We start from the raw sequence: 20,774 nt of genomic DNA on the forward strand, positions 1-20,774 counted from the left end.
CTACTGGTCATAACATTCACGAAAGGCTTTCCCCTTAGCTATCGTCATCTCAGATCATCGACGCAGCTGACTGAAGCAGGATCAGCAGGAACCAAAGCGCCATAAACGCCATATCGAACGGTCCCGCCTGCGGAATGACGCGCCGGAGCGGCGCAAGGAAAAATTCAACGATACTGTCGACAAAAGCGCGGAAACGGTTATCCGGCGGGACGAAAAACGGGAGGATCACGTAAACGATCAGGACCGCTTCCATCACGTTTACGAACGTGTTAATAAAAACTGCAAGAAAATCCATCATTTCTGCCGACCATTAAAATACGCTGAGAATAATCCGCTGAAAAAACCAGACCAGCAGCAACAGGATCATCGGCGAAAAGTCGATCCCGTTTCCCGTCGGGAAAAGGCCGCGAATCCGATCCAGAACCGCGTCCAGAACGTCGGCGACGGGACGGAACCAGCGCTGATTCCGGTTTCCGGTATACCCTAAAATAACGTAAAGAACAACGCAGAAATAAATCAGATTCGAAAGCAGATTAACGATAATACGGATTGCATGATTCATTTGACTGTCTCCTCGGCCGGGCGGCGGTAATTCCGCGCGCCGACCAGTTTCGTTCCAATTCGCACGATCGTCGCGCCTTCTTCGATCGCCGTCTCAAAATCGTCGCTCGTCCCCATTGAAAGCGTCCGCCACGCCAGCCCGAACGTTCGATTAACCCGGTCGAGCAGCTCCCGCATCCGCGCGAAATATCCGCGGTTCGCTTCGGCGATCGGAGAATACGGCGGAAGCGTCATCAACCCGGACGGCATGATCCGCGAAAACGTCAGCAGCCGTTCAATATCCCGAAAAAGCGCGTCCGCCGCGCCGTCGATCGTCCAACCATGCTTTGAAGCTTCGCCGCCAACGTTAATTTCCAGCAGCGCCGGCATCGTTCGATCCAGTTCTGTCAGCAGCCGTTCCATCCGCCCGGCAGTCTTCACGCTGTCCAGCGAATGGAACTCGTCAAAATTCGCCGCGACGAGTTTCGCTTTCCGACTTTGCAGGCTGCCGATCATGCATAAGCGCGTATCCGCCGGGGAGGCGCGAAACGCGTCAATTTTCCCAGCCGTCTCGTCCGGATAGTTCTCGCCAAAGTCCCGGACACCCAACGCGATCAGCGATCGGATCACCTCGGCCGGCTTCGTCTTCGTCACCGCCATCAGCGTCACGTCCGAAACCGACCGCCCGCTCCGGACGCAGGCATCCCGGATCGCAGCGCGAACCGATTCCAGCCGTTCCCGAACTTTATCATCAATCTCAGGCATACTTCATCCCATCCAACGATACCAATACGCCGAAGCGCCCCGTTTTTCCAGAATCACCGCGATGCGAAAACCAATCGCCGCGATTCTGAACTGTGCAGATCCCGGCAACGTCGATCCGCTCAACGCCGCAGCCTTCCAGCGTCAGGCGATTCGCCGTCCATAGATCAAAAAAGATTCGTCCCTGCGCGTCGCGCCGTTCGATTTTTCCCCGCTCGCCCGGGAAAGCGGCGCGCAGCTGCCCCGCGACGTCCTCTTTTACCTCAAAGCGGTCTGGACCGATCGACGGGCCAATCCCGGCGATCACGTTGCACGGATCGCAGCCGTAAACCTTCTCCATCACGCGCACGACGTTCGCGCCGATTTTCTTTACCGTCCCGGGCCAGCCCGCATGATAAACCGCGGCGACGCGGCGGACCGGATCAACCAGAATCACAGGAACGCAGTCGCCAAACCGCATCACCAACGTCACATCCGGTCGATCCGTCACGAGCGCGTCGGTTCGCAGCGACCGCGCCCGCGGATCGCGCGGCGCCGTCACGCACGTCACCGTACCGGAATGCACCTGCCACCCGTCGTAACGCGTCGCCAGGTCCAGCCCGAAAACGGAAAACATCCTCTTCAGATTTTCCAACACGTTCTCATTCCTGTCGCCGACCGTCGTCGCCATGTTCAGCGAGTCAAACGGTTTCGGGCTGACGCCGCCATGACGCGTAAAAAAACCATGACGCAGTCCCAGTCCGCACATTGACTCAAACTGAATATATTTCAAACCATCCCTGGTCCGCTCCGCGATTATTGGCATAATCCATCCTTCTTCTCTAAATATGAGAGCGCCAACCACGCTGTGGAAACGCCGAAGATCAGCCCCGTCAAAACGCGCAGCTCCCAGGTCGACTCGCGCAGCCGCTCCTGCGCCGTCCAGAACGCCGGAAGAAACTGACTCCCTCCGTCAATCGCCATCGGCGCGCATCCGCAAAAAATCCAGATCCAAAACGGAATCGGACGGATCCGCCGCCGAAAGATCAGGAAGCCCGCGGTAAAAATCGCCATTCCGCCGATAATCGCCAAATCCCGCTGGCAGAGCGCCGCTTTATACCCGAAACGATCGTCCCCATAAAATTCCCCCGCCGCGCGGTAGATCGGTTCGCCGCTTTCGAGAACACGCTCATAATTCATGCCGACCGACGCTCCCGCCAGCGCTAACGGATAGACGCGCTGCGCGCCGAAGAGAAAAAACGACCGATATCCTTTTTCATGACAGATCGGACGATAAAGCCAATAACCGACCCGCGCCGCGCTATGGAACCCGTTCTTCGCCAGAATCGGCGGGACGAACGCGCCGAACCAGAGAACGATCAATCCGCCCAGCAGCAGCCATAAGAAAATCCGCCGTTTCCGGCGCGGTAAGATGTCACCGCGCCCTGCGCCGTCCAGGATCGAACCGCTCAACTGACCACTTCAATTAACGTCCCGACCGGACCGGAAACCGTCAGGTCGCCGGGATCGTATCCTACGACCGGATTCGTCCAGCGCCAAACCCATTTCGCCACTTCCGGTTTAACGTTGACGCAGCCATGCGAACGCGGCGTCCCATAAGCGTTATGCCAGAAAACGCCATGGATCGCCGCGCCGCCGGTCGCGAAGAGCGTATTCCAGGGAACGCCGGGCGTGTCCCAGCCGCTCCCGGTCAGCGAACCGGCCATATGCAGCGAGATCGATTTTCGCCAGGGATGATGTTTCCCGACCGGCGTCGAATAATTATCGGTAACGACGCCGTCGTTGGTATATAACGTTCCCGACGAGACGCGGCTGAAATACACTTCCTGCTCATTTTCATAGGCGGTCATCGTCTGATAACTGACGTTGACCAGGATCCGTTTATTCTCGACTTCAGGCGAAATCGGCGCAACTTCCTCCGGCGTGATCCGCCGGAACGCGCGCGCGTCGGCGTAAATAATATCTCCGAACGAACCGATTTTCTCGTTCGCGCGGTACAGCGTCGTCGTCCCATCGGAAGACTGGCGAATTTCGTCGATCCAGAAAACCTGCTGATAATAGAGCCGCGGATTATGGTCCTGGATCTCCTGGTACCAGGCCGATATCGGTTCCGCGCCATAGATAATTCCCACGTATGGAACCGTGACCTCGGCCCAGAAGCCAGGCCCCGTCGACGAAGGCGGAAGTTCAGTCTCCGGCTCATTCAATTCGATCTTAACCAGCTGGACCCCCGGCGCGAACGCGTACCCATACGGCGTTTCATACCAGGTCGACGTATACGTTCCGGCGACATCTTCGCCGACGACCTCGCGATAAACCGGGAACAGCGTATCTTCGTAAACGATCTTATTAATCTCGGCGGTCGCGCTCGGGCGAACCCGAAAATTCAGGATCCCCGACTGACAATTTCGCCCCAGGAATTCCGCGTCGGGAAAGCTGTCAAATTGATCCTGCGCATACGTCGCGGAAGCGGTCTTCGGCAGTAAGAGAAGCCCGCCCGCCATCAGCGTCGTTTTTAAAAAATCTCTCCGCGATAATTTCATCCGTTATTCTTTTCCCCTGCGCGACGATTCGCGCTCAAAATCGCGTTTCGCAATCTCCTGACGTTTATCATAATTCTTCTTCCCGCGCGCGACGCCGATTTCTATTTTCGCGTACCCGCGCGAAAAATAGATCCGAAGCGGGACGATTGTCAGCCCTTTCATCCGGACCTGATCCCAGAGCTCGCGAATCTCCTTTTTATTCAGGAGCAGCCTCCGCTCGCGCAGCGGTTGATGATTGAACCGGCTGGCGGGATCGTACGGCGAAACGTGGCAATTGATCAGCCAAGCCTCGCGCCCGTTTTTAATCTGAACGTAGGCTTCGCTGATGCTGACCTGTCCGGCGCGGATCGATTTAATTTCCGTCCCCTGAAGCGCCAACCCGGCTTCGTACGTTTCCAGAATAAAGTATTCGAACCGCGCTTTCCGGTTCGTCGCGACAGTTTTCTCACCCATGCACTCTATTTTAGCACAACGCCGCCGCAGCGTCGGGCGCCGCGTGCGGCCCTGTTTCCGCCCGGTTCACACTTCCACTGAATGCGCCGAGGACCTCGCGCCGAAGGCTGAGGGAGGCTGAAAACGGCGGGGCGTCGCTTAATAACGGAATCCCGCCCAAACTGCGGCGGGATTCCGAACGGCTGCGTTCGAGCTCAGGCCTTCCTGAAGAGTTCTTTTTCGATCGCGGCCTGATCCAGCTTCTTCATACAGAAGAACCAATCGTAGCAATGCGTTTCGCCGCTTTGATCTCCCATGCGCTCCTTCGCAACGCCGCAGGAACCCGCGGGCGGAACGATCACGTCGTCGCCCGGGCGCCAATCCGCCGGCAGCGCGACGTCGAACGCATCCGCCGTCTGCAAGCCGACGACGACGCGGTACAATTCGTCGAAATTCCGGCCAAGGCTCAGCGGGTAGTAAATAATCGTTCGGATAACGCCCTTCGGATCGATAACGAAGACGGCGCGAACCGCTCGCGTGCTGCTTTCGCCCGGCTGGATCATCCCGTATTTCGTCGCAACTTCCATCGTGATATCTTCGATAAGCGGGAACCTGACTTCAACGTTCTTCATTCCCTTATATTCAATTTTTTCGTTAATTGTACGCAGCCAGGCGATATGGCTGTACAGGCCGTCGACCGACAGGCCGACCAGCTTCGTATTAACTTTCGCGAATTTCTCTTCGAGCGACGCGAAGGTCATGAATTCCGACGTGCAGACCGGAGTAAAGTCAGCCGGATGGCTGAACAGGATAACCCAGCTGCCGCTGAAGTCAGCAGGGAAATTGATATCGCCCTGCGTCGTAACGGCGTGGAAGGAGGGAGCTTTATCGCCAATACGCGGCATCATCACAACTTGATTTTCAACAGATTCCATGATTCTTCTCCATAACTTATGTGCTTATAAAATTTCTTTCGACCCGTCAGGATTACTGACTGCGATCGACACGATAGAATAACTTCTAACTTGTAATGATTATAACCTGGCTGGCAGGAATGTCAACTGGAACCGCAGAACTGATGACAGCCGATTAAACACAAAAAAAAGCGCAAACGCGCGACCAAAAACCCTTGACAATATAGAATTAAAGTTCTATAATTTGAAATATGAAACCGCTCGCCGCTATCCAACCGCAGCTTCCGCTTCCGTCCGACCGGCAATCAGGATTATACACCATTTCCGGCCCGCATGCGGCCGGGACGCCGCTGCTGCAGCTGGCCGCGCATCTCGCGCTGAACCGGACCGTCCGAATCCTCGACTGCGGAAATCGCGGCGACATGTACCGGATCGCGAAAACGCTGCGCGGCCTGACGCCGGATCCGGCCGCGGTGATGAGCCGCGTCCTCCTGTCGCGCGCGTTTACCTGTTATCAGGCGGAAGCGCTGCTCAGGAACAGCCGCGACCTGGCGCGGACGCCAATCCTGGTCCTGGATCTTCTCGCGACGTTTTTTGACGAAAGTGTCGGCACGTCTGAGATCGGCCGCCTGTTCCGCGATACGCAGGATCACCTGAAAACGATCGCGGCGCAAAATTTCGTTATCGTCAGCGTCAGCCCGCCCGGCGAAGCCACGGCGGAACGCGCCGCCCTCTGGAACGGGCTGACGCGGCTGTCAACAGGATTTATCCAACTGGATGAGCGGAGCGAAGCGCGGGACGGCGAACGGGTCCGGGAACCGCCCGCGGACCAGCTACCGTTATTCTAAATAAAAAGACAACTTCTGGACACTGAGGAGGAAAGAAAATGGGAAGAACGATCCGATCCGCGTCACAAACCTGGTATGAAGAAGAGAAAGCGTTAGCGCGTTTTGCACGCGCGCTGCGGCGCGAAGATCAGCGCTGTTTAAGCGAATTGCTGGATCTTTCCAGGCTGCATATCGCCGAAGCCTCTTACGCCGCCAACCTGTATCCGATGGATATCTTTCTGATCAGTATGCTGATCGAAACGTATAAGAAACTGGTCCGATCGGAAGCGAAGGTTTCGGAACTCTGCGCAAGGCTCGGAATCGAAGCGCCGCAGGAACGCGAACTCCCGATTTCGACCGATATTCAATCCCTGATCGCCTCGCTCGGAGACGCGGAGGACTGACCGGAATGAACGAGACCTCCCGGGGCTGGCTTCTGGATCTTTATGAAGATGAAAACGACGGCGTCCGCCTCTGGTTCATCCTTGAAGACGGAACGCGCCGAATGTTCCGGCAGCCGTTTCAAGTCGCGTTTTACCTCGCCGGCGCGACGGACCGGCTCCATCAATGCTGCCTTGAGCTGCGAAACGCGCCGGGCGTACTGAAACTCAGCCGCGCCGTCAAGCAGGACGTTTTCAAACCGGATCCGATCTGCGCTTTAGAAATATGGACCGATAATCCGACGCGGCAGGCGGCGCTCTTCCGCCGGCTCAAAAAACGCTACGCCGAGCTGACGTTCTACAACACCGATCTCCCTGTCCAGATTCATCACGCCGCCCGATACGGAACGTTCCCGCTGGCGTACTGCGAGCTGCGTTATGAAAAGGAAAGCCGGACGCTGGAAACGATCCGTATCCTGAATTCGCGCTGGGACGTCGCGCCGGTCCTGCCGCCCCTACGCGTCATGACGATCGAACCCGACCGTAACCCGGCGCAGGAAGCGCCGCGCTTTCTTCGGATCGAAACGGCCGGAACCCGTCCGCAGCGCGTCAGGCTCGCCGAGCGGAAAAAAATTATTCCAGCGCTGAATCAGGCCATCGCCGCGCAGGATCCCGACCTGATCCTGACGCAAAATGGCGACGACTGGCTGTTTCCCTTCCTGCTCGACGTAGAAAACGAGCGTGCGGACGCCGCGCCGGCGGAAAAGCTCGTGATCAGCCGCGATCCCGAACGCGGGGTCCAGAAAAAAAAAGAAACCAGCTATTTCTCCTATGGGCAGGTTATTTACCGCAGCTGTGAAGCGCATCTTTTTGGACGCTGCCATATCGATACGCAAAACACACTTCTCTGGAAAGATTACGGGCTGGACGGGACGATCGAAACCGCCCGCGTAACCGTGCTCCCGATCGAACAGGCCGCCCGCGCTTCGTCGGGTTCCGGAATCTCCGCGATGCAGATGCTGACCGCGCTCGAACGCGGGATCCTTGTCCCGGAGCAGAAGCAGCAGGTCGAAACGATTAAAACCGGCCCCGAGCTCATCCGTTCCGACCGCGGCGGGCTCATCTATCAGCCGGTCACCGGCTTTCATACCAACGTCGCGCAGCTCGATTTCACCTCGATGTACCCCGCGATTATTATCAACAGCAATATCTCGCCGGAGATTCCGCTCCCGGACGGACTGGAAGCGGCGTCGCCGGAACTGGGCGTCGTCCCTGCGACGCTGAAACCGCTGTATGAAAAACGCGTTGAACTGAAACATAAGCTCCTGACGATCCCCGATAAACACGGAGCGCTCTGGAAAAGTTACGCCGCCCGGGCTTCCGCGCTGAAATGGCTGCTGGTCGTCTGCTTTGGGTTTCTCGGCTATAAAAACGCGCGGTTCGGACGGATCGAAGCGCACGAAGCGGTAACGGCCGGCGGGCGCGAGGTCCTGATGCGCGCGAAGCAGGTCTGCGAATCGATGGGTTTCCGCGTGCTGCATATGTACGTAGACGCGCTTTGGATCGCGAAGCCCGGCTGCCGAACGGTCGCGGATTTCGACGACGTCCTCGCCGAAATCTCCCGCCAGACGCGGTTGCTGATCTCGTTGGACGGGATTTATCGATGGGTCGCGTTCCTGCCGTCGCGCGCGAACGACCGCGTTCCCGTTCCGAATCGATATTTTGGCTGTTTTCAGGACGGGAGCCTGAAAATCCGCGGGCTGGAACTCCGCCGGCATGACAGCCCGCCCTGGGTCGCCGGCGTCCAGAAACAGATCCTGAACGTTCTCGCCTCCGCCTGGGACGTTCGGCAGATTTCCGACCTGCTCCCGAAAGCTTTCCGGATTTTCGTCGACGCGCTGAATTGCCTGAACGAAGGGAACGTCGCGATCGAGGAATTGATCCTGACGATTCGGATCAGCCGCGAGCCCGAAGCGTATAAATCGCCGACCGCCGCCGTCCGCGCCGCGATGCAGCTTCAGGAACGAACCGGGAAACGCACGGCGCCGGGGCAAAAGGTGCGGTTCCTGTTCGTTGAAAGCGAATCCGGCGTTTATAACTGGGATCAGCCGATCGAGCAATATCCGCCCGAACCGATCGACCGTCCGAAATACCGCGAGCTGCTAGCCCGCGCGGTCGGCTCGGTTCTTTGGCCATTCGGCATTAAAGCGAAAGATCTCAGCGACTACGCAAATAATTCATTGCAGCTGCGCTTCGAGGGTGTGTAAACTTCGCGGCAGCAGCGCTTACCCGCATACCTACATTAAAGAAAAACCGTGTCTTCTACAGACTGGAAGACACGGCCTTGTCGTTTCGGGTCCCGGCGAAAGCTTATTCGGGAATCTGCGTAAACGTTGGGACCGGCGTCGGCGTCGGCGTTACCAGATTCACCGGAATCAGCAGGACCTGACCGGCGCGCAGCACGGCGTTCTCGTCCTCAAGCTTATTCAATTGGATAACTTCTTCGAACGTTGAGTTAAAGTTCGAGACAATTTCCCGCAGCGAATCATTCAGCTTAACTTCATACTCGATCTGCTGTCCGGCGCTGTACTGGCTCAACGCGATCGGCGTCTCCGTCGGAAGCTCGGTATCCGGTCCCGGAATAATAATCTCCTGCCCCGGAGACACGGAACAATTCAGCATCGTAAATCCGTTGATCGCCAGGAAAACGTCCATCGGGACCTTGAATTTTTCGGTCGCGATATACCAGCAATTATCGCCCTCTTCAACCGTGTACATCTGCGGACCTTCCGGCGTCGGCGTCATCGTTACCGTCGGCGTCATCGTCTCCGTCGGCGTAATCGTCGGCGTCGAGGTCGGAACGGTCGGCGTCATCGTCGGCGTTTCCGTCGGCGTCGGCGTCGGGGACGCGAACAAATCAGAGATCATCCGAATCGGATTAAAACTGAACCCGCTCCCGGGCGTCGCTTCCGCGCTTATCCCCGTCTCCGGGTTCACGGAAGAATTTCCGCCCATGAACCAGAAGTAAATCAACAATACGCCGCTGGCAAAAATAATCCCCGCCAGACCCCAGATAATAAAAGGCAGAAGTTTTCGTTTCTTCTTATACGACTTGATTACATATTGTGGGTTGTTTCGTCTCGCCATGTCCGCGTCCTTTCGTTCAATCGGGGCCCCCGATTCGCTTTCTCTTCGTATATTTTACACAATTGCAGGCAGTTTGCCAACCGGTCAGCGCGCGTTCGCCTTCATCAGCTCGCGTGTCTTCCGAAGCGTCTCGCGCAAATACTGCCCTGTATACGATCTTTCGACAGCCGCGACTTCGTCGGGCGTTCCGGTCGCGACAACCTCTCCGCCGCGAACCCCGCCCTCGGGGCCCAGATCGATAATGTAATCCGCGACTTTAATAATATCCAGGTTGTGCTCGATGATCAAAACGGAATTCCCTGCGTCGACCAGCTGATCCAGCACGTCGACCAGCCGGTGTACGTCGGCGGCATGCAGCCCGACCGACGGCTCGTCAAGAACATACAGCGTCCGTCCGGTCGCCCGCTTCGACAGCTCTTTCGCTAATTTGACCCGCTGCGCCTCGCCGCCGGAGAGCGTCGTTCCGGCCTGACCGATCCGGATATAGCCCAGTCCAACCTCCTGAAGAACGCGGAGTTTATTCCTGATCGGTTCGAAAGCGTCAAAAAATTCAATCCCCTCGTCGATCGTCATATCCAAAACGTCAGCGATATTTTTCCCTTTATATTTGACCTGAAGCGTTTCATTATTAAACCGCTTCCCATGACAAACGTCGCATTCAACGAAAATATCCGGCAGGAAATGCATCTCGATCTTGGTCACGCCCTGCCCTTCGCAGGCCTCGCACCGTCCGCCATGAACATTGAACGAAAACCGCCCCGCCGAATACCCGCGCAGATTACTTTCCGGCAGCCCGGCAAACAGCTTCCGGATTTCGTCGAAAACGCCGGTATACGTCCCGGGGTTCGATCGCGGCGTCCGTCCGATCGGAGATTGATCGATGTCGATAACCTTATCAAGATAGGAAATCCCTTCGATCTTCTTAAATTTACCCGGCGTCGTTTTCGCATGGTTCAAATCGCGCGCCAGAACGTTATATAAAATATCGTTCATCAGCGTCGACTTTCCGCTTCCCGACGATCCGGTAATACAGACCAGCTTTCCCAGCGGAATTTCGACGTCGATGTTTTTGAGGTTGTTTTCCGCCGCTCCAATGATCCAAAGCGATTTCCCATGTCCTTCGCGGAGACGCGCCGGAACGGGAACGACCTTCCGCCCGGTAATATAATCGGCGGTCAACGAATCCTCATGCGCCAAAATTGACGTCAGCGGCCCCGAGGCGACGACATTTCCGCCGTTGACGCCCGCGCCCGGGCCGATATCGACGATCCAATCCGCCGCTTCGATCGTATCGGCGTCATGCTCCACGACCAGAACGGTATTGCCCTGGTCGCGAAGCTGTTTCAGCGTCATCAGCAATTTATCGTTATCGCGCGGATGGAGCCCGATCGACGGCTCGTCCAGGACGTACAGGACGCCCATCAGCCGCGAACCGATCTGCGTCGCCAGCCGGATCCGCTGCGCCTCGCCGCCGGAAAGCGTCCCCGCGGATCGGTCCAGCGTCAGGTAATCAAGCCCGACGTTGACAAGAAACTCGAGCCGGTTATGAATCTCTTTAAAAATCTTATCCGCGATCTGATGTTCCCTGTCGGAGAACATTTCATGATCCTTCTCGATCTCGGAAATCCAGCGGTACGATTCGGCGACGTTCTGTTCCGTGACTTCGATGATATTCGTATTCTTAACCGTGACCGCTAACGACGAAGGGCAGAGCCGTTTCCCACCGCAATGCGGACAGGGCCTGACCGCCATGAAATCGGCAATCCGCGTCCGGATCCATTCAGAATTCGTCTCGCGGAAACGCCGCTCCAGGTTGGGGATAACGCCTTCGAACGGCGCTTCGATCGAAGAAACGCGGTTGTTTCTCCCTGAAAACTGCATTTTTATTTTCCGCGCCTTCGAGCCGAAAAGGATGACGTTCTGCTGTTCCTTTGTCAGCTTACCGAACGGCGTCGTCAGGTCGAATGCGTACGCCGCCGCGACCGCTTGCAGCTCCTGCCAGGTGTACGACATGTCGCCGTTCGACCCCGCGTGCCATTCAAGAACACGGATCGCCCCGTCCTGAAGCGAAAGACTGCGATCCGGAACGATTAAATCCGGATCGATTTCCTGCTTGAATCCCAACCCCTGGCATTCGGGACACGCGCCGTTCGGCGTATTAAACGAAAACGAACTCGGTTCAATCTCCGGGATCGAAATCCCATGGACCGGGCAGGCTAAAAATTCGGAGAACGCGTGGTCGACGGGAGGCTCCTGCGTCAGGTCGCAGACCGTCATATAGCCTTCCCCAACCTTCAGCGCGGTTTCAACCGAATCCGCCAGCCGCGTTCGGTTCTGCGCCGCTTCCTCGTCGGACTCAGCCGCGCGGATAACGATCCGATCGACGACGGCTTCGATCGTATGCTTTTTATAGCGATCGAGCGTGATTTCTTCGTCGAGCGAATAAATCGTCCCGTCGATCCGGACGCGGACGAAACCACCTTTGCGAATCTCGTCTAAGACGACCTGATACGTTCCCTTCCGCGCGCGAACGACCGGCGCGAGAATCAGGAGACGCGTCCCGTTCGGGAATTTTTCAATCTGCGCGATGATCTCGTCGGAAGTCTGCTTGAAAACCTCCCTGCCGCATTCGGGACAATGCGGAACGCCGACCCGAGCGAAAAGCAGCCGCAAATAATCGTAAATTTCGGTAATCGTGCCGACCGTCGAGCGCGGGTTGCGGTTCGTTCCTTTCTGATCGATCGAAACCGCCGGCGAAAGTCCTTCGATCGCGTCGACATCCGGTTTATCCATCTGTCCCAGAAATTGACGCGCGTAAGAAGAAAGCGATTCGACGTAGCGCCGCTGACCCTCGGCGAAAATCGTATCGAACGCCAGCGACGATTTTCCCGACCCGGAAAGACCGGTAATAACGACGAGTTTTTCGCGTGGGATCTCGACAGTAATATTTTTCAGATTATGCGTCCGCGCCCCGATGACGCGAATGGTATTCAAATCAGTCATAAACTCTTTTATCGTTTCCTATCCGCGAATTATCCGAACGATTGAAGCGCAGCGCGAATCCGGTCCTCGACCGTCCCGGGCGTATCCTTCGGGATCGACTGGACGGCGGCCTGCGCCTGAACCAGACTGTAGCCAAGCGCTGTCAGCGCTTCTACGACCTCGAAATCGACCGCGCTCGAAGGAACGTTCTCCGAAAACGCGCCGCTTTCCGCCGGAACCTTCCCTTGAAGATGGAGCAGGATCTTCTGCGCCGTTTTTTTTCCCACGCCCGGAACGCGCGAAAGCAATCCCGCCTCCTCGCTCGCGACCGCTCGCCGGATCGCCGCAGGATTCAACGTCGACAGGATCGCCAGCGCCATTTTCGGACCGACGCCGTTCGCGCCGATCAGGAGCTCAAAATATTCCAGCTCCTCTTCGGTCGTAAACCCGAACAGCAGCATTGCGTCCTGCCGAACGATAAACGCAGTAAATAAAAACAGCTCTTTTCCAATTTCAGCGTTCGAAATCGTCTCGATCGGAGCGAATACCTGCAGGCCCAGACCCTGAACCGAGACGACAATCGAATCTTTTTTCTTCCGCTGAACGATTCCCTGAATACTCGCGATCATAGTTACTTTCTTAAATGATAGCCCCGCTGAACGTTATACGCCTGATACAGCATGACGCCCGCCGCCACCGCCAGATTCAGCGAGTCGCAGCTCCGCAGCATCGGGATCCGCGCGACCGCGTCGCAGTCAGCGATCTGCGCTCCGGTCAGGCCTTCCCGTTCCGACCCCATCATGACGATCGCGGTATCGGGTATATCAACCTCCAGATAATCCGACGCCGCGCTGTCGTCCGTCCCGATCAGGCGGATCCCATTTTCCCGTTTCCAGTCTAAAAACGCGCCGTACGCGGCCGTCACGATCTTCTGGGTAAAAACAGCGCCCATCGATCCGCGGATCGCGCCGATATCGTACGGGCTGACCGAATCGCCGATCAGGAAAACCCCACGGCAGTCCACCGCGTCCGCCGTCCGGATCATCGTTCCCAGATTCCCGGGATCCGCGACCGAATTCAGCGCCAGATACAGTCCCGGTTCGATCGCTAAATCCGCGAAGGAAGCCGATCGCTTACGCCCGAGCGCCGCGATTCCCTGCGGATTTTCCTTGATCGAGATGGATCCGAACGCAGCCGCGCTCAGCGTTAAAACTTCAATCCCATTTTCAGCCGCCTCGCCGACCAGATCCGCCGCAAAATCGCTTCGAATCAGCTCCGGCGCAACGATCAGCGTTTCAACAGCGCAGGGATCGGCGCGGAACGCCTCGCCAACGATCCGTGTTCCCTCCATATAAAAAAGCGGCGAATCCTTCAGGTATTTTCGCTCTCGAAGCCTGCGAATCTCTTTAATCCGGGCGTTGCCGGGGCTCTGAATGAAAACGTTATCCATTCATGACCTCCAAAAAACGATAACTATGCGCACAGCATATCGCGACCGCCAACGCGTCCGCCGCGTCGTCCGGCTTCGGGACCTGATCAAGGTTCAAAATCGCCCTGACCATCAGCTGAACCTGTTTCTTCTCTGCGCCGCCGTAGCCGACGACCGACTGCTTGATTTCCATCGGCGTAAACTCGGCTAAAGGAAGCTTTGCCTGAGCGAAGCTCAGGAGAATCACGCCGCGCGCCTGTCCGACCGAAATCGCCGTCGTGACGTTTCGCCGAAAAAACAACTTCTCCACCGCGCCGTATTGGGGTTGATGGAGAAGTATTTTCCGGGATAACGACTCGTACAGCGTTTTCAGCCGGTACTCCGGCTTTTCGTGCGCCCCGGTTGCGATCACGCCATAGTCAATCGCCGACAGACTCCCATCCGCGTCCTGAGTTACGAAGCCATAACCGGTCAGCGCCGTCCCGGGGTCTATTCCCAGAAATATCATCCGAAATTAATTATCGGATTCCAGCGCGGCGTAAACCTCGTCAGAAATAGTCAGGTTGTGATAAACCGTCTGGACGTCGTCCATATCCTCCAGCGATTCGACGCAGCGCAGAACCTGCAGCGTGTCCTCAAGCGATAAATCCACCGGCGTATTCGGGATCATCTTCAGCTGAGCTTCTTCGATATGCAGGTTCGCTTTCAGCAGCGCGTCGGAAAGAATCTTGAAATTCTCGACCGGCGCTAAAATCTCGATCCCATCGTCGGATTCCTCGATATCGTCGCCGCCGTTTTCGAGCGCCAGCTCAAAAACCCGATCGAAATCCAGATCGTCGCCAGTCAGGAGGAAGAACGCGCGCTGGGTAAACTGCCAGGCGACCGACCCCGATTCGCCGAGCGAACCGCCCGACCGGGAAAGCTGGTGCCTGACGTCAGCGACCGTCCGATTCTTATTCTCCGTGACACACTCGATAATCAGCGCCGAGCCCTTCGGACCGTACCCTTCGTAAACCGTGTTGGTAAATTCGACGCCGTCCTTGGATTCGCCGGTCCCGCGTTTGATAGCGCGATCGATGCTGTCCTTCGGCATGTTATTCGAACGCGCCTTGTCGATACTCAGCCGCAGCTTGAAATTCGTATTGGCGTCGCCGCCGCCTTCCCGCGCTGCCAACGTAATCTCTTTAGCCAGCTTCGTAAATAACTGACCGCGCTTCGCGTCCCCCGCGCCTTTCTTTCGTTTAATCGTAGCCCAATGTGAATGTCCGGACATAGTTTAATCCTCTCAAATAATTAAGAATCAGACTTAAGTTTTTCAGATCGGTTTTGCGCCGAACTCATTTTCTAAGAAATAAGCGCTATAATTATACTGAAAAACGGGCCGGACCGCCAACCTTTGGAGAATTTATAGGATTCATGCGGACAGAGACGGCGGGGCGGAAAAATGACCTTAGCCGGACTGCTGATCGGGTTTTATCAACCGGACAGCGGCGCGATCTTCCAGGCTTTCTTCGGCGAAACTCTGCGATAAGATTCTGCTGCTGAATCAGGCGAGAGCGAAAGCGATCGGAGCGCACGCGAAGCTGATGGCCTCTTTAGCTTTGTATAACCGGATGTTCACAGGGCAAGCGGCAATTTTTACGATACGAACCGCGGCAATTCGTCAGATCGCCGCGGTTGGGCCTGATACGACCGGATTGACCAGCCGTCCGATTCCCTCGATCGACGCTTCAATAATATCGCCCGATTCGAGCTTCGCCGGTCCCGCCGGCGTCCCGGTCAGGATCACATCCCCGGGCTCCAGCGTCATGATCGACGAAATATACGCGATCAGCGAATTCACCGGGAAAATCATGTCGCGCGTCGAGGCCATCTGCCGAAGGTTGGAATTCACGCTGCAGCTGATCATCGCGTCCGCGGGCTCGAATTCGGTCTCGATCCATGGGCCCAGCGGGCAGAACGTATCGAAGCCCTTCGCACGCGCCCAGGTATCGTCCTTCTTCTGCAAATCGCGCGCGGTAATATCGTTTCCGATCGTATATCCGAAAATATACGATTTCGCCGTTTCGGCTAAAACGTTCTTCGCGCGTCGCCCGATAACGATCGCCAGCTCGCTTTCATGTTCCACCTGCGCCGCGATCGGCGGCAGAACGACCCCTTCGCCCGTCCCGATCACCGCGCTGACCGGTTTCAGGAAAACCGTCGGAACCTCCGGAAGCGGACGGTCGAACTCCTTCGCATGATCGACGTAGTTCCAGCCGACGCCGATAATTTTTCCCGGAAGGATCGGCGCTAACAGCCGCACCTTTTCGAGCGGCGTCCTGGCTTCCGCGCGGCGATATTCGGTAAACATGTTCCCTTCGATCTCGCCGACCCAATCCTGATAGATCCAGCCGATCCGAACCGTTGATTCGTTATTTTCCACGTAGCGAATAAAGCGCATTTTGCACCTCAGATCATTCCGCTGTCTAAAACCAATCCTTACGATAGAAGAGAACGACGACCGCCAGCGTAACGGCCAACGTCACAACCGCCAGGATCGTCGGCATGTTCGGGTTATGCTGAATGATCGGGGCGAAATTAACGTTCATCCCAAAAAAGCCGGATATGATATTCGGGATACTCAGGATGATCGTCACCGACGCCAGCAGCTTCATCACAACGTTCAGGTTGTTCGAAATGACCGAAGCGTACGCGTCCATCAGGTTGGCTAAGATTGACGAAGTAATATTCGTCATGTCGATCGCCTGCGTATTTTCGACCAGAATATCCTCCAGCAACTCGACGTCTTCGTCAAAGCGCCTGATTTTTTCATACTTGGATAAACGGTACAGCGCAAGTTCGTTCTGCTTCAACGCCTGCGCAAAGTAGACGTAGCATTTCTGATACTGGAGCAGCGCCAGCAACTCCGTATTGCGCATCGAGGCATAAAGCTTACCTTCCAGATCATCCAAAACTTTCGACATCTCACGAACGTCATCCAGAAAACTCACGGTCGCGCGCATCAGGATCCGAAGCGCAAACCGGTTGCGTTTCGTCGTCGAAATTTTCGCCGCCTGACCCAGTTCAAAGATCGAAATAATTTCCGATTCTGTCGCGCTGATCGTCACGATATACTTATCAACGATAATAATTCCCAACGGGATCGTAATATACGGGACCGATTCGTCCGATCCGACATAATGCGGAACGCGAATGACGATCAGGATCGTCCCGTCGTCCTCCTCTTCAACGCGGGACCGCTCGTCGGCGTCGAGCGCGTAGGTAATATAATCGAGCGGAATCCCCAGACTGACCAGGAGCTTTTTCTCGTCGGGGGTAGGCGCTACCGCGTTAATCCAACAATTCGCGACAGGCTCGTCAATTTTTTCCAAATCGTAATCCTGATTCTTATAATAACTGAGCATGTTCTACCACCCTTATCGTTCTAATCTTTTTTCAGACAACAAAATAATTCTACTCGACCGGCGATAGTTTGACAACGTTAAATGGATGGGTTTCATGCGTGAAAACATCATGCTCAGACAATAGAAAAGGGCCGCTCCGTCAGGAGATTTCCGCCGCTGTGAACGACTGGGCCGCCCATTAATCCAGAGCGGGCGCAGGAACGGAGCTCAGCTCGACCACATGACTGCAGATTCGCAGCGGCGCTTTCCGATGCGTAATCATGAGGATAATTCTATCTTTGGCAATGTTTTCTTTCAGTTTAGAGATAATCTCGCCCTCCGTCGCCTCGTCCAGCGCAGACGTAAATTCGTCGAGGATCAGGAAATCGGCGTCCTTATACAGCGCGCGGGCCAGCGCGATCCGCTGTTTTTCGCCGCCGGAAAGATTCTGACCCATGTCGTCGATCCGGAAAACCTCCGGATCAGCGTCCTGAAACCCATCCAGCTGAACGTCCCGCAGGACGCGCCGGAGTTTATCCGGTTCGTCATCGTCAAACGCAATGTTTTCTTTCAGCGTTCCCTGAAAAATAAACGGCGACTGGTCGATATAGGAGAGCCTCCGATAAAACGAATCGCGGCTGATCTCGCGAAGCTCGCTCCCGTTGATCTGAATCGAGCCGGAATATGCGTCATGCAGCTTCATCAGGATTTCCGCGAGCGTCGTTTTTCCGCTTCCCGACGCGCCGATGACACCGACGATGTCCCCTTTCCGGAGCGCGAGCGAAAAATGATCGAGGACCGGCGAACCCGGCGCATAAGAGAAGGACAGGCCTTCCAACCGGATTTCCTGAACGGACTCGATTTTTTCGCCGCGATCGCTTTCTTCCGCCGGTTCGGGTTCTAAAAATTCTAAAACGCGGTCGACTACGCCTAACGCGACCTGAAGTGACGTAAAATAATCCGCGAGATTATTCATCGGCTCGTAAAGGAAGCTCAGGTAAAAATAGAACGAAAAAAGATTCCCGAGCGTCATTCGCCCCGACGCGACCTCGACCGACCCCAGGATCAGGATGATGATCGGGAGGAGCGTCGTAAACAATTTCCCGATGCCCTCCGAAAAAGCCGTGTATCGTTTGATCGATTTTGAACAGGTCTCGAAACCGTCCGTCTGATCTTCAATCCTTTTCAGGAAAAACGGCTCCCGCTGAAAAATTCTGATCTGGAAAAAGCCGTACAGGATTTCCCGGATCCCCGCGTTGAGATCGGAAAAAGCTTCCCGCTCCTTCCGGCTGTTCGTCTGGATCTGCCGCTGGGTGGACTGCAGGAAGACCACGTAGACCGGAACGACCGCCAGGATCACGAACGATAACCGCAGCGAGATCGTCGTCATGAACCCAAGGACCAAAGCGATCCGGAGGATATTCAGCGTCAGCATCGGGAACCCGACCCCGATCTTCCCTGCGACGACCGCGCCGTCGTTCAGGATCCGGGAATGCAGGTCCTTCTGCTTCTCCCGGATCAGCGCCGGGCTTTTCCGGAAAGCGCATTCCATCATCCGCAAGCGAAAATAATCGCCATATTCGACGCTGAACGAATGCCATTCGTAACTCTGCCAGACGTCCAATAAGATATCGAGAATCCCGAGAGCGAAAAGAAACGCGCCGTACCGAAGGATCGCCGCCAGCGGTTCGAGCTCCTGAACCTTCGTAACCAGGTTTCCGAAAAGCGCCGGCAGGACCGATCCCACGATAATTTCCAATCCGCAGAGACCCGTCACGTAATACCGCCGCAGCCGGTACGGCCCGATATAGGATTGGATTTTAAGCAGCTTCCGCCAGGAGTTCATCGTCACACCGCATAAATACTTCCTGACCAGTTTTAATAAAGCCCTTTTCTTCCAAGTAATCTATAAGCTTATATATTTCATTGACACAAACATTAAGCTCGCGCGAAATATGTAAAATTTCATTATTTGAGCTAGCCTTACTTTTTTTCAGAATATTAAATATCTTATAACTCATAGAATTTAGTTTTATCGTTGCTAAATTCTTTGTATTTACAATAATATATACATTTGATTCGGGATTTGCGATACGGCAAATTGCATTCCAGTATATATTATTATATTTTTTTGCATTAATACTATTTAAATATCTCTCACATTCTATGACCCGATGAACACCTTTACAAGAAAGAGGACACGGAAAGCATTCGCTCTTAAAATAACCGCAATCCTTGCATGGCTCCAGATTCATATAAGCATCACTTTCCATAATTGCAAAAGGAAGCCCATTTTCTTGCCTATCCCAAACAGCATCGAAATGATTTTCGGGCGAAATTTCGAAAGAACATTTATCTATTTCCCCAACATACAATCTATCACAAGCAAATAACCTGCCTCTATTATCTAAAAAAGCAAAATTAATACCAGCGCCACATCCATGTCTGACTTTCGGGAAATCCTTATTTAAAACAATTTTAGAATAGTCATATGCAAGTGGCATTACAAATTTTGGAACAATTGACAGTTTATCTTTCAAGTCAGGATATCGATCTGCAATTACGTTAATTGCAGTGAAAATTTCTTCTTGGGATAGCGACTTACCGTTACCCTTCGCATTCCCAGATTCGATTAGTTGCAGAAAATTCAGCTGATTAGCTTTTAATTCTAGAGATAAATCTATGATTTCATTTATTAAATGCGAATTATCTTTCGATAATACAGTATTAATAACTAATAATATATTCTTGTTATTTTTTGCTTTTGCTTTATTGAGTATTTTAACAGCAGCAATTATTTTATTGAAAACATTTCTTCCTCTTATGCTATCATTGACCTGAGAGTTAGGGCCATCCAAACTAATAGTAACATCATGAAGAAAGTTAAAATTCATTAAATTGGATATGAAATTATCATTCAATTTTATTGCATTTGTATTAAAACCAAAAGAAATCTTATGCATCTCTAATACTTGAAGAATTTCAAAAAAATCTTTTCGAGTGGTTGGCTCGCCGCCCAATAAATGCATTGAGGAGACTTCATAATGTGATTCAATATCGCGCAAAATTACATCTAGTCGATTTGCATCTATTTCATTGTCGAAATTCCCAAGCAAATCTCCATTTATACAATATGAACAAAAAAGATTGCATTTATAAGTACAATCCCATTTAATTGACAGAGCCATACCAAACTCCTTATTCCTGCTCGGCCATACGTTACTTGCAACTGTAAGAGATGGCCGAGCAAGCAAAATTAACAGTAATTAATAACTATTTCGGAATTAAACATTCGTTGCATGCATTACCATCTGAAGTCTCGCAATTATAAGAACGAGCAACATCTTCAAACGTCAACATGATAAACCTCCTTTCCATATTTCCGTCGCAAAACATATCTACAACTAATTTAAGTATAGCTAAATCCATCGC

General features: G+C 54.3%; 21 protein-coding genes. 3 read left to right on the forward strand and 18 right to left on the reverse strand.

Annotated elements, in window-relative coordinates; translation table 11 throughout:
* Nucleotides 1–49: 49 nt before the first annotated feature.
* The 8 genes from BEQ56_07785 to BEQ56_07820 form a co-directional block, all read right to left on the reverse strand.
* Nucleotides 50–298 (reverse strand): hypothetical protein, encoded by a 249-nt coding sequence (locus BEQ56_07785; GenBank protein ID AOH43380.1) that lies wholly within the window; start codon nt 296–298, stop codon nt 50–52.
* A 12-nt stretch (nt 299–310) separates the two neighbouring features.
* Nucleotides 311–562: a hypothetical protein gene (locus BEQ56_07790; GenBank protein AOH43381.1), complete on the reverse strand. Its 252-nt coding sequence runs from the start codon at nt 560–562 to the stop codon at nt 311–313.
* On the reverse strand, nt 559–1,296 hold the full coding sequence (locus BEQ56_07795; protein ID AOH44463.1) for a YggS family pyridoxal phosphate enzyme: 738 nt from the start codon (nt 1,294–1,296) through the stop codon (nt 559–561). The genes BEQ56_07790 and BEQ56_07795 overlap by 4 nt, the downstream gene beginning before the upstream one ends.
* Nucleotide 1,297: 1 nt before the next feature.
* Entirely contained in the window at nt 1,298–2,107 is an 810-nt protein-coding gene (locus BEQ56_07800; protein ID AOH43382.1) for a hypothetical protein, read from the reverse strand.
* Nucleotides 2,098–2,754 (reverse strand): hypothetical protein, encoded by a 657-nt coding sequence (locus BEQ56_07805; protein ID AOH43383.1) that lies wholly within the window; start codon nt 2,752–2,754, stop codon nt 2,098–2,100. Before BEQ56_07805 ends, BEQ56_07800 begins: the two co-directional genes overlap by 10 nt.
* Nucleotides 2,751–3,845, reverse strand: a complete 1,095-nt coding sequence (locus BEQ56_07810) for a hypothetical protein (GenBank protein ID AOH43384.1) — start codon at nt 3,843–3,845, stop codon at nt 2,751–2,753. Before BEQ56_07810 ends, BEQ56_07805 begins: the two co-directional genes overlap by 4 nt.
* 3 nt (nt 3,846–3,848) lie before the next feature.
* Entirely contained in the window at nt 3,849–4,298 is a 450-nt protein-coding gene (locus BEQ56_07815) for an SsrA-binding protein (protein AOH43385.1), read from the reverse strand.
* Between the two features lie 194 nt (nt 4,299–4,492).
* Complete coding sequence (locus tag BEQ56_07820) at nt 4,493–5,212, reverse strand: peroxiredoxin (protein AOH43386.1); 720 nt, start codon at nt 5,210–5,212, stop codon at nt 4,493–4,495.
* Between the two features lie 230 nt (nt 5,213–5,442).
* On the opposite strand from BEQ56_07820, the gene BEQ56_07825 reads away from it, so the two are divergent.
* From BEQ56_07825 to BEQ56_07835, 3 genes are read left to right on the forward strand one after another with little or no spacing between them, the layout of a single operon-like run.
* A complete protein-coding gene (locus tag BEQ56_07825) occupies nt 5,443–6,039 on the forward strand; it encodes a hypothetical protein (protein AOH43387.1) in 597 nt (198 codons plus the stop codon).
* Between the two features lie 38 nt (nt 6,040–6,077).
* Nucleotides 6,078–6,422: a hypothetical protein gene (locus BEQ56_07830; GenBank protein AOH43388.1), complete on the forward strand. Its 345-nt coding sequence runs from the start codon at nt 6,078–6,080 to the stop codon at nt 6,420–6,422.
* A gap of 5 nt (nt 6,423–6,427) precedes the next feature.
* Nucleotides 6,428–8,665, forward strand: coding sequence for a hypothetical protein (locus BEQ56_07835; GenBank protein AOH43389.1), 2,238 nt, complete (start codon nt 6,428–6,430; stop codon nt 8,663–8,665).
* A gap of 103 nt (nt 8,666–8,768) precedes the next feature.
* Here the strand turns inward: BEQ56_07835 and BEQ56_07840 are convergent, their stop codons facing one another.
* From BEQ56_07840 to BEQ56_07885, 10 genes are all read right to left on the reverse strand, one after another.
* Nucleotides 8,769–9,545 carry a hypothetical protein gene (locus tag BEQ56_07840; protein AOH43390.1) on the reverse strand — a complete coding sequence of 259 codons (777 nt, stop codon included), beginning with the start codon at nt 9,543–9,545 and terminating at the stop codon, nt 8,769–8,771.
* An 84-nt stretch (nt 9,546–9,629) separates the two neighbouring features.
* Entirely contained in the window at nt 9,630–12,548 is a 2,919-nt protein-coding gene (locus tag BEQ56_07845) for an excinuclease ABC subunit A (GenBank protein AOH43391.1), read from the reverse strand.
* A 29-nt stretch (nt 12,549–12,577) separates the two neighbouring features.
* Nucleotides 12,578–13,156 (reverse strand): Holliday junction DNA helicase RuvA, encoded by a 579-nt coding sequence (locus tag BEQ56_07850; GenBank protein ID AOH43392.1) that lies wholly within the window; start codon nt 13,154–13,156, stop codon nt 12,578–12,580.
* A 2-nt stretch (nt 13,157–13,158) separates the two neighbouring features.
* The gene (locus BEQ56_07855; GenBank protein ID AOH43393.1) at nt 13,159–13,977 is read right to left on the reverse strand and encodes a hypothetical protein; all 819 of its coding nucleotides are present in this window, start codon (nt 13,975–13,977) and stop codon (nt 13,159–13,161) included.
* The gene (locus BEQ56_07860; GenBank protein ID AOH43394.1) at nt 13,970–14,464 is read right to left on the reverse strand and encodes a crossover junction endodeoxyribonuclease RuvC; all 495 of its coding nucleotides are present in this window, start codon (nt 14,462–14,464) and stop codon (nt 13,970–13,972) included. The genes BEQ56_07855 and BEQ56_07860 overlap by 8 nt, the downstream gene beginning before the upstream one ends.
* 6 nt (nt 14,465–14,470) lie before the next feature.
* On the reverse strand, nt 14,471–15,229 hold the full coding sequence (locus BEQ56_07865) for a transcriptional regulator (GenBank protein ID AOH43395.1): 759 nt from the start codon (nt 15,227–15,229) through the stop codon (nt 14,471–14,473).
* Between the two features lie 390 nt (nt 15,230–15,619).
* A complete protein-coding gene (locus BEQ56_07870; protein AOH43396.1) occupies nt 15,620–16,399 on the reverse strand; it encodes a 2-hydroxyhepta-2,4-diene-1,7-dioate isomerase in 780 nt (259 codons plus the stop codon).
* A gap of 25 nt (nt 16,400–16,424) precedes the next feature.
* Nucleotides 16,425–17,363 (reverse strand): magnesium transporter, encoded by a 939-nt coding sequence (locus BEQ56_07875; GenBank protein ID AOH43397.1) that lies wholly within the window; start codon nt 17,361–17,363, stop codon nt 16,425–16,427.
* Between the two features lie 178 nt (nt 17,364–17,541).
* Nucleotides 17,542–19,188 (reverse strand): hypothetical protein, encoded by a 1,647-nt coding sequence (locus tag BEQ56_07880; GenBank protein AOH43398.1) that lies wholly within the window; start codon nt 19,186–19,188, stop codon nt 17,542–17,544.
* On the reverse strand, nt 19,163–20,530 hold the full coding sequence (locus BEQ56_07885) for a hypothetical protein (protein ID AOH43399.1): 1,368 nt from the start codon (nt 20,528–20,530) through the stop codon (nt 19,163–19,165). The genes BEQ56_07880 and BEQ56_07885 overlap by 26 nt, the downstream gene beginning before the upstream one ends.
* Nucleotides 20,531–20,774: the final 244 nt, after the last annotated feature.

This window comes from Anaerolineaceae bacterium oral taxon 439, from assembly GCA_001717545.1.
In the GTDB taxonomy this organism is placed as follows: domain Bacteria; phylum Chloroflexota; class Anaerolineae; order Anaerolineales; family Anaerolineaceae; genus Flexilinea.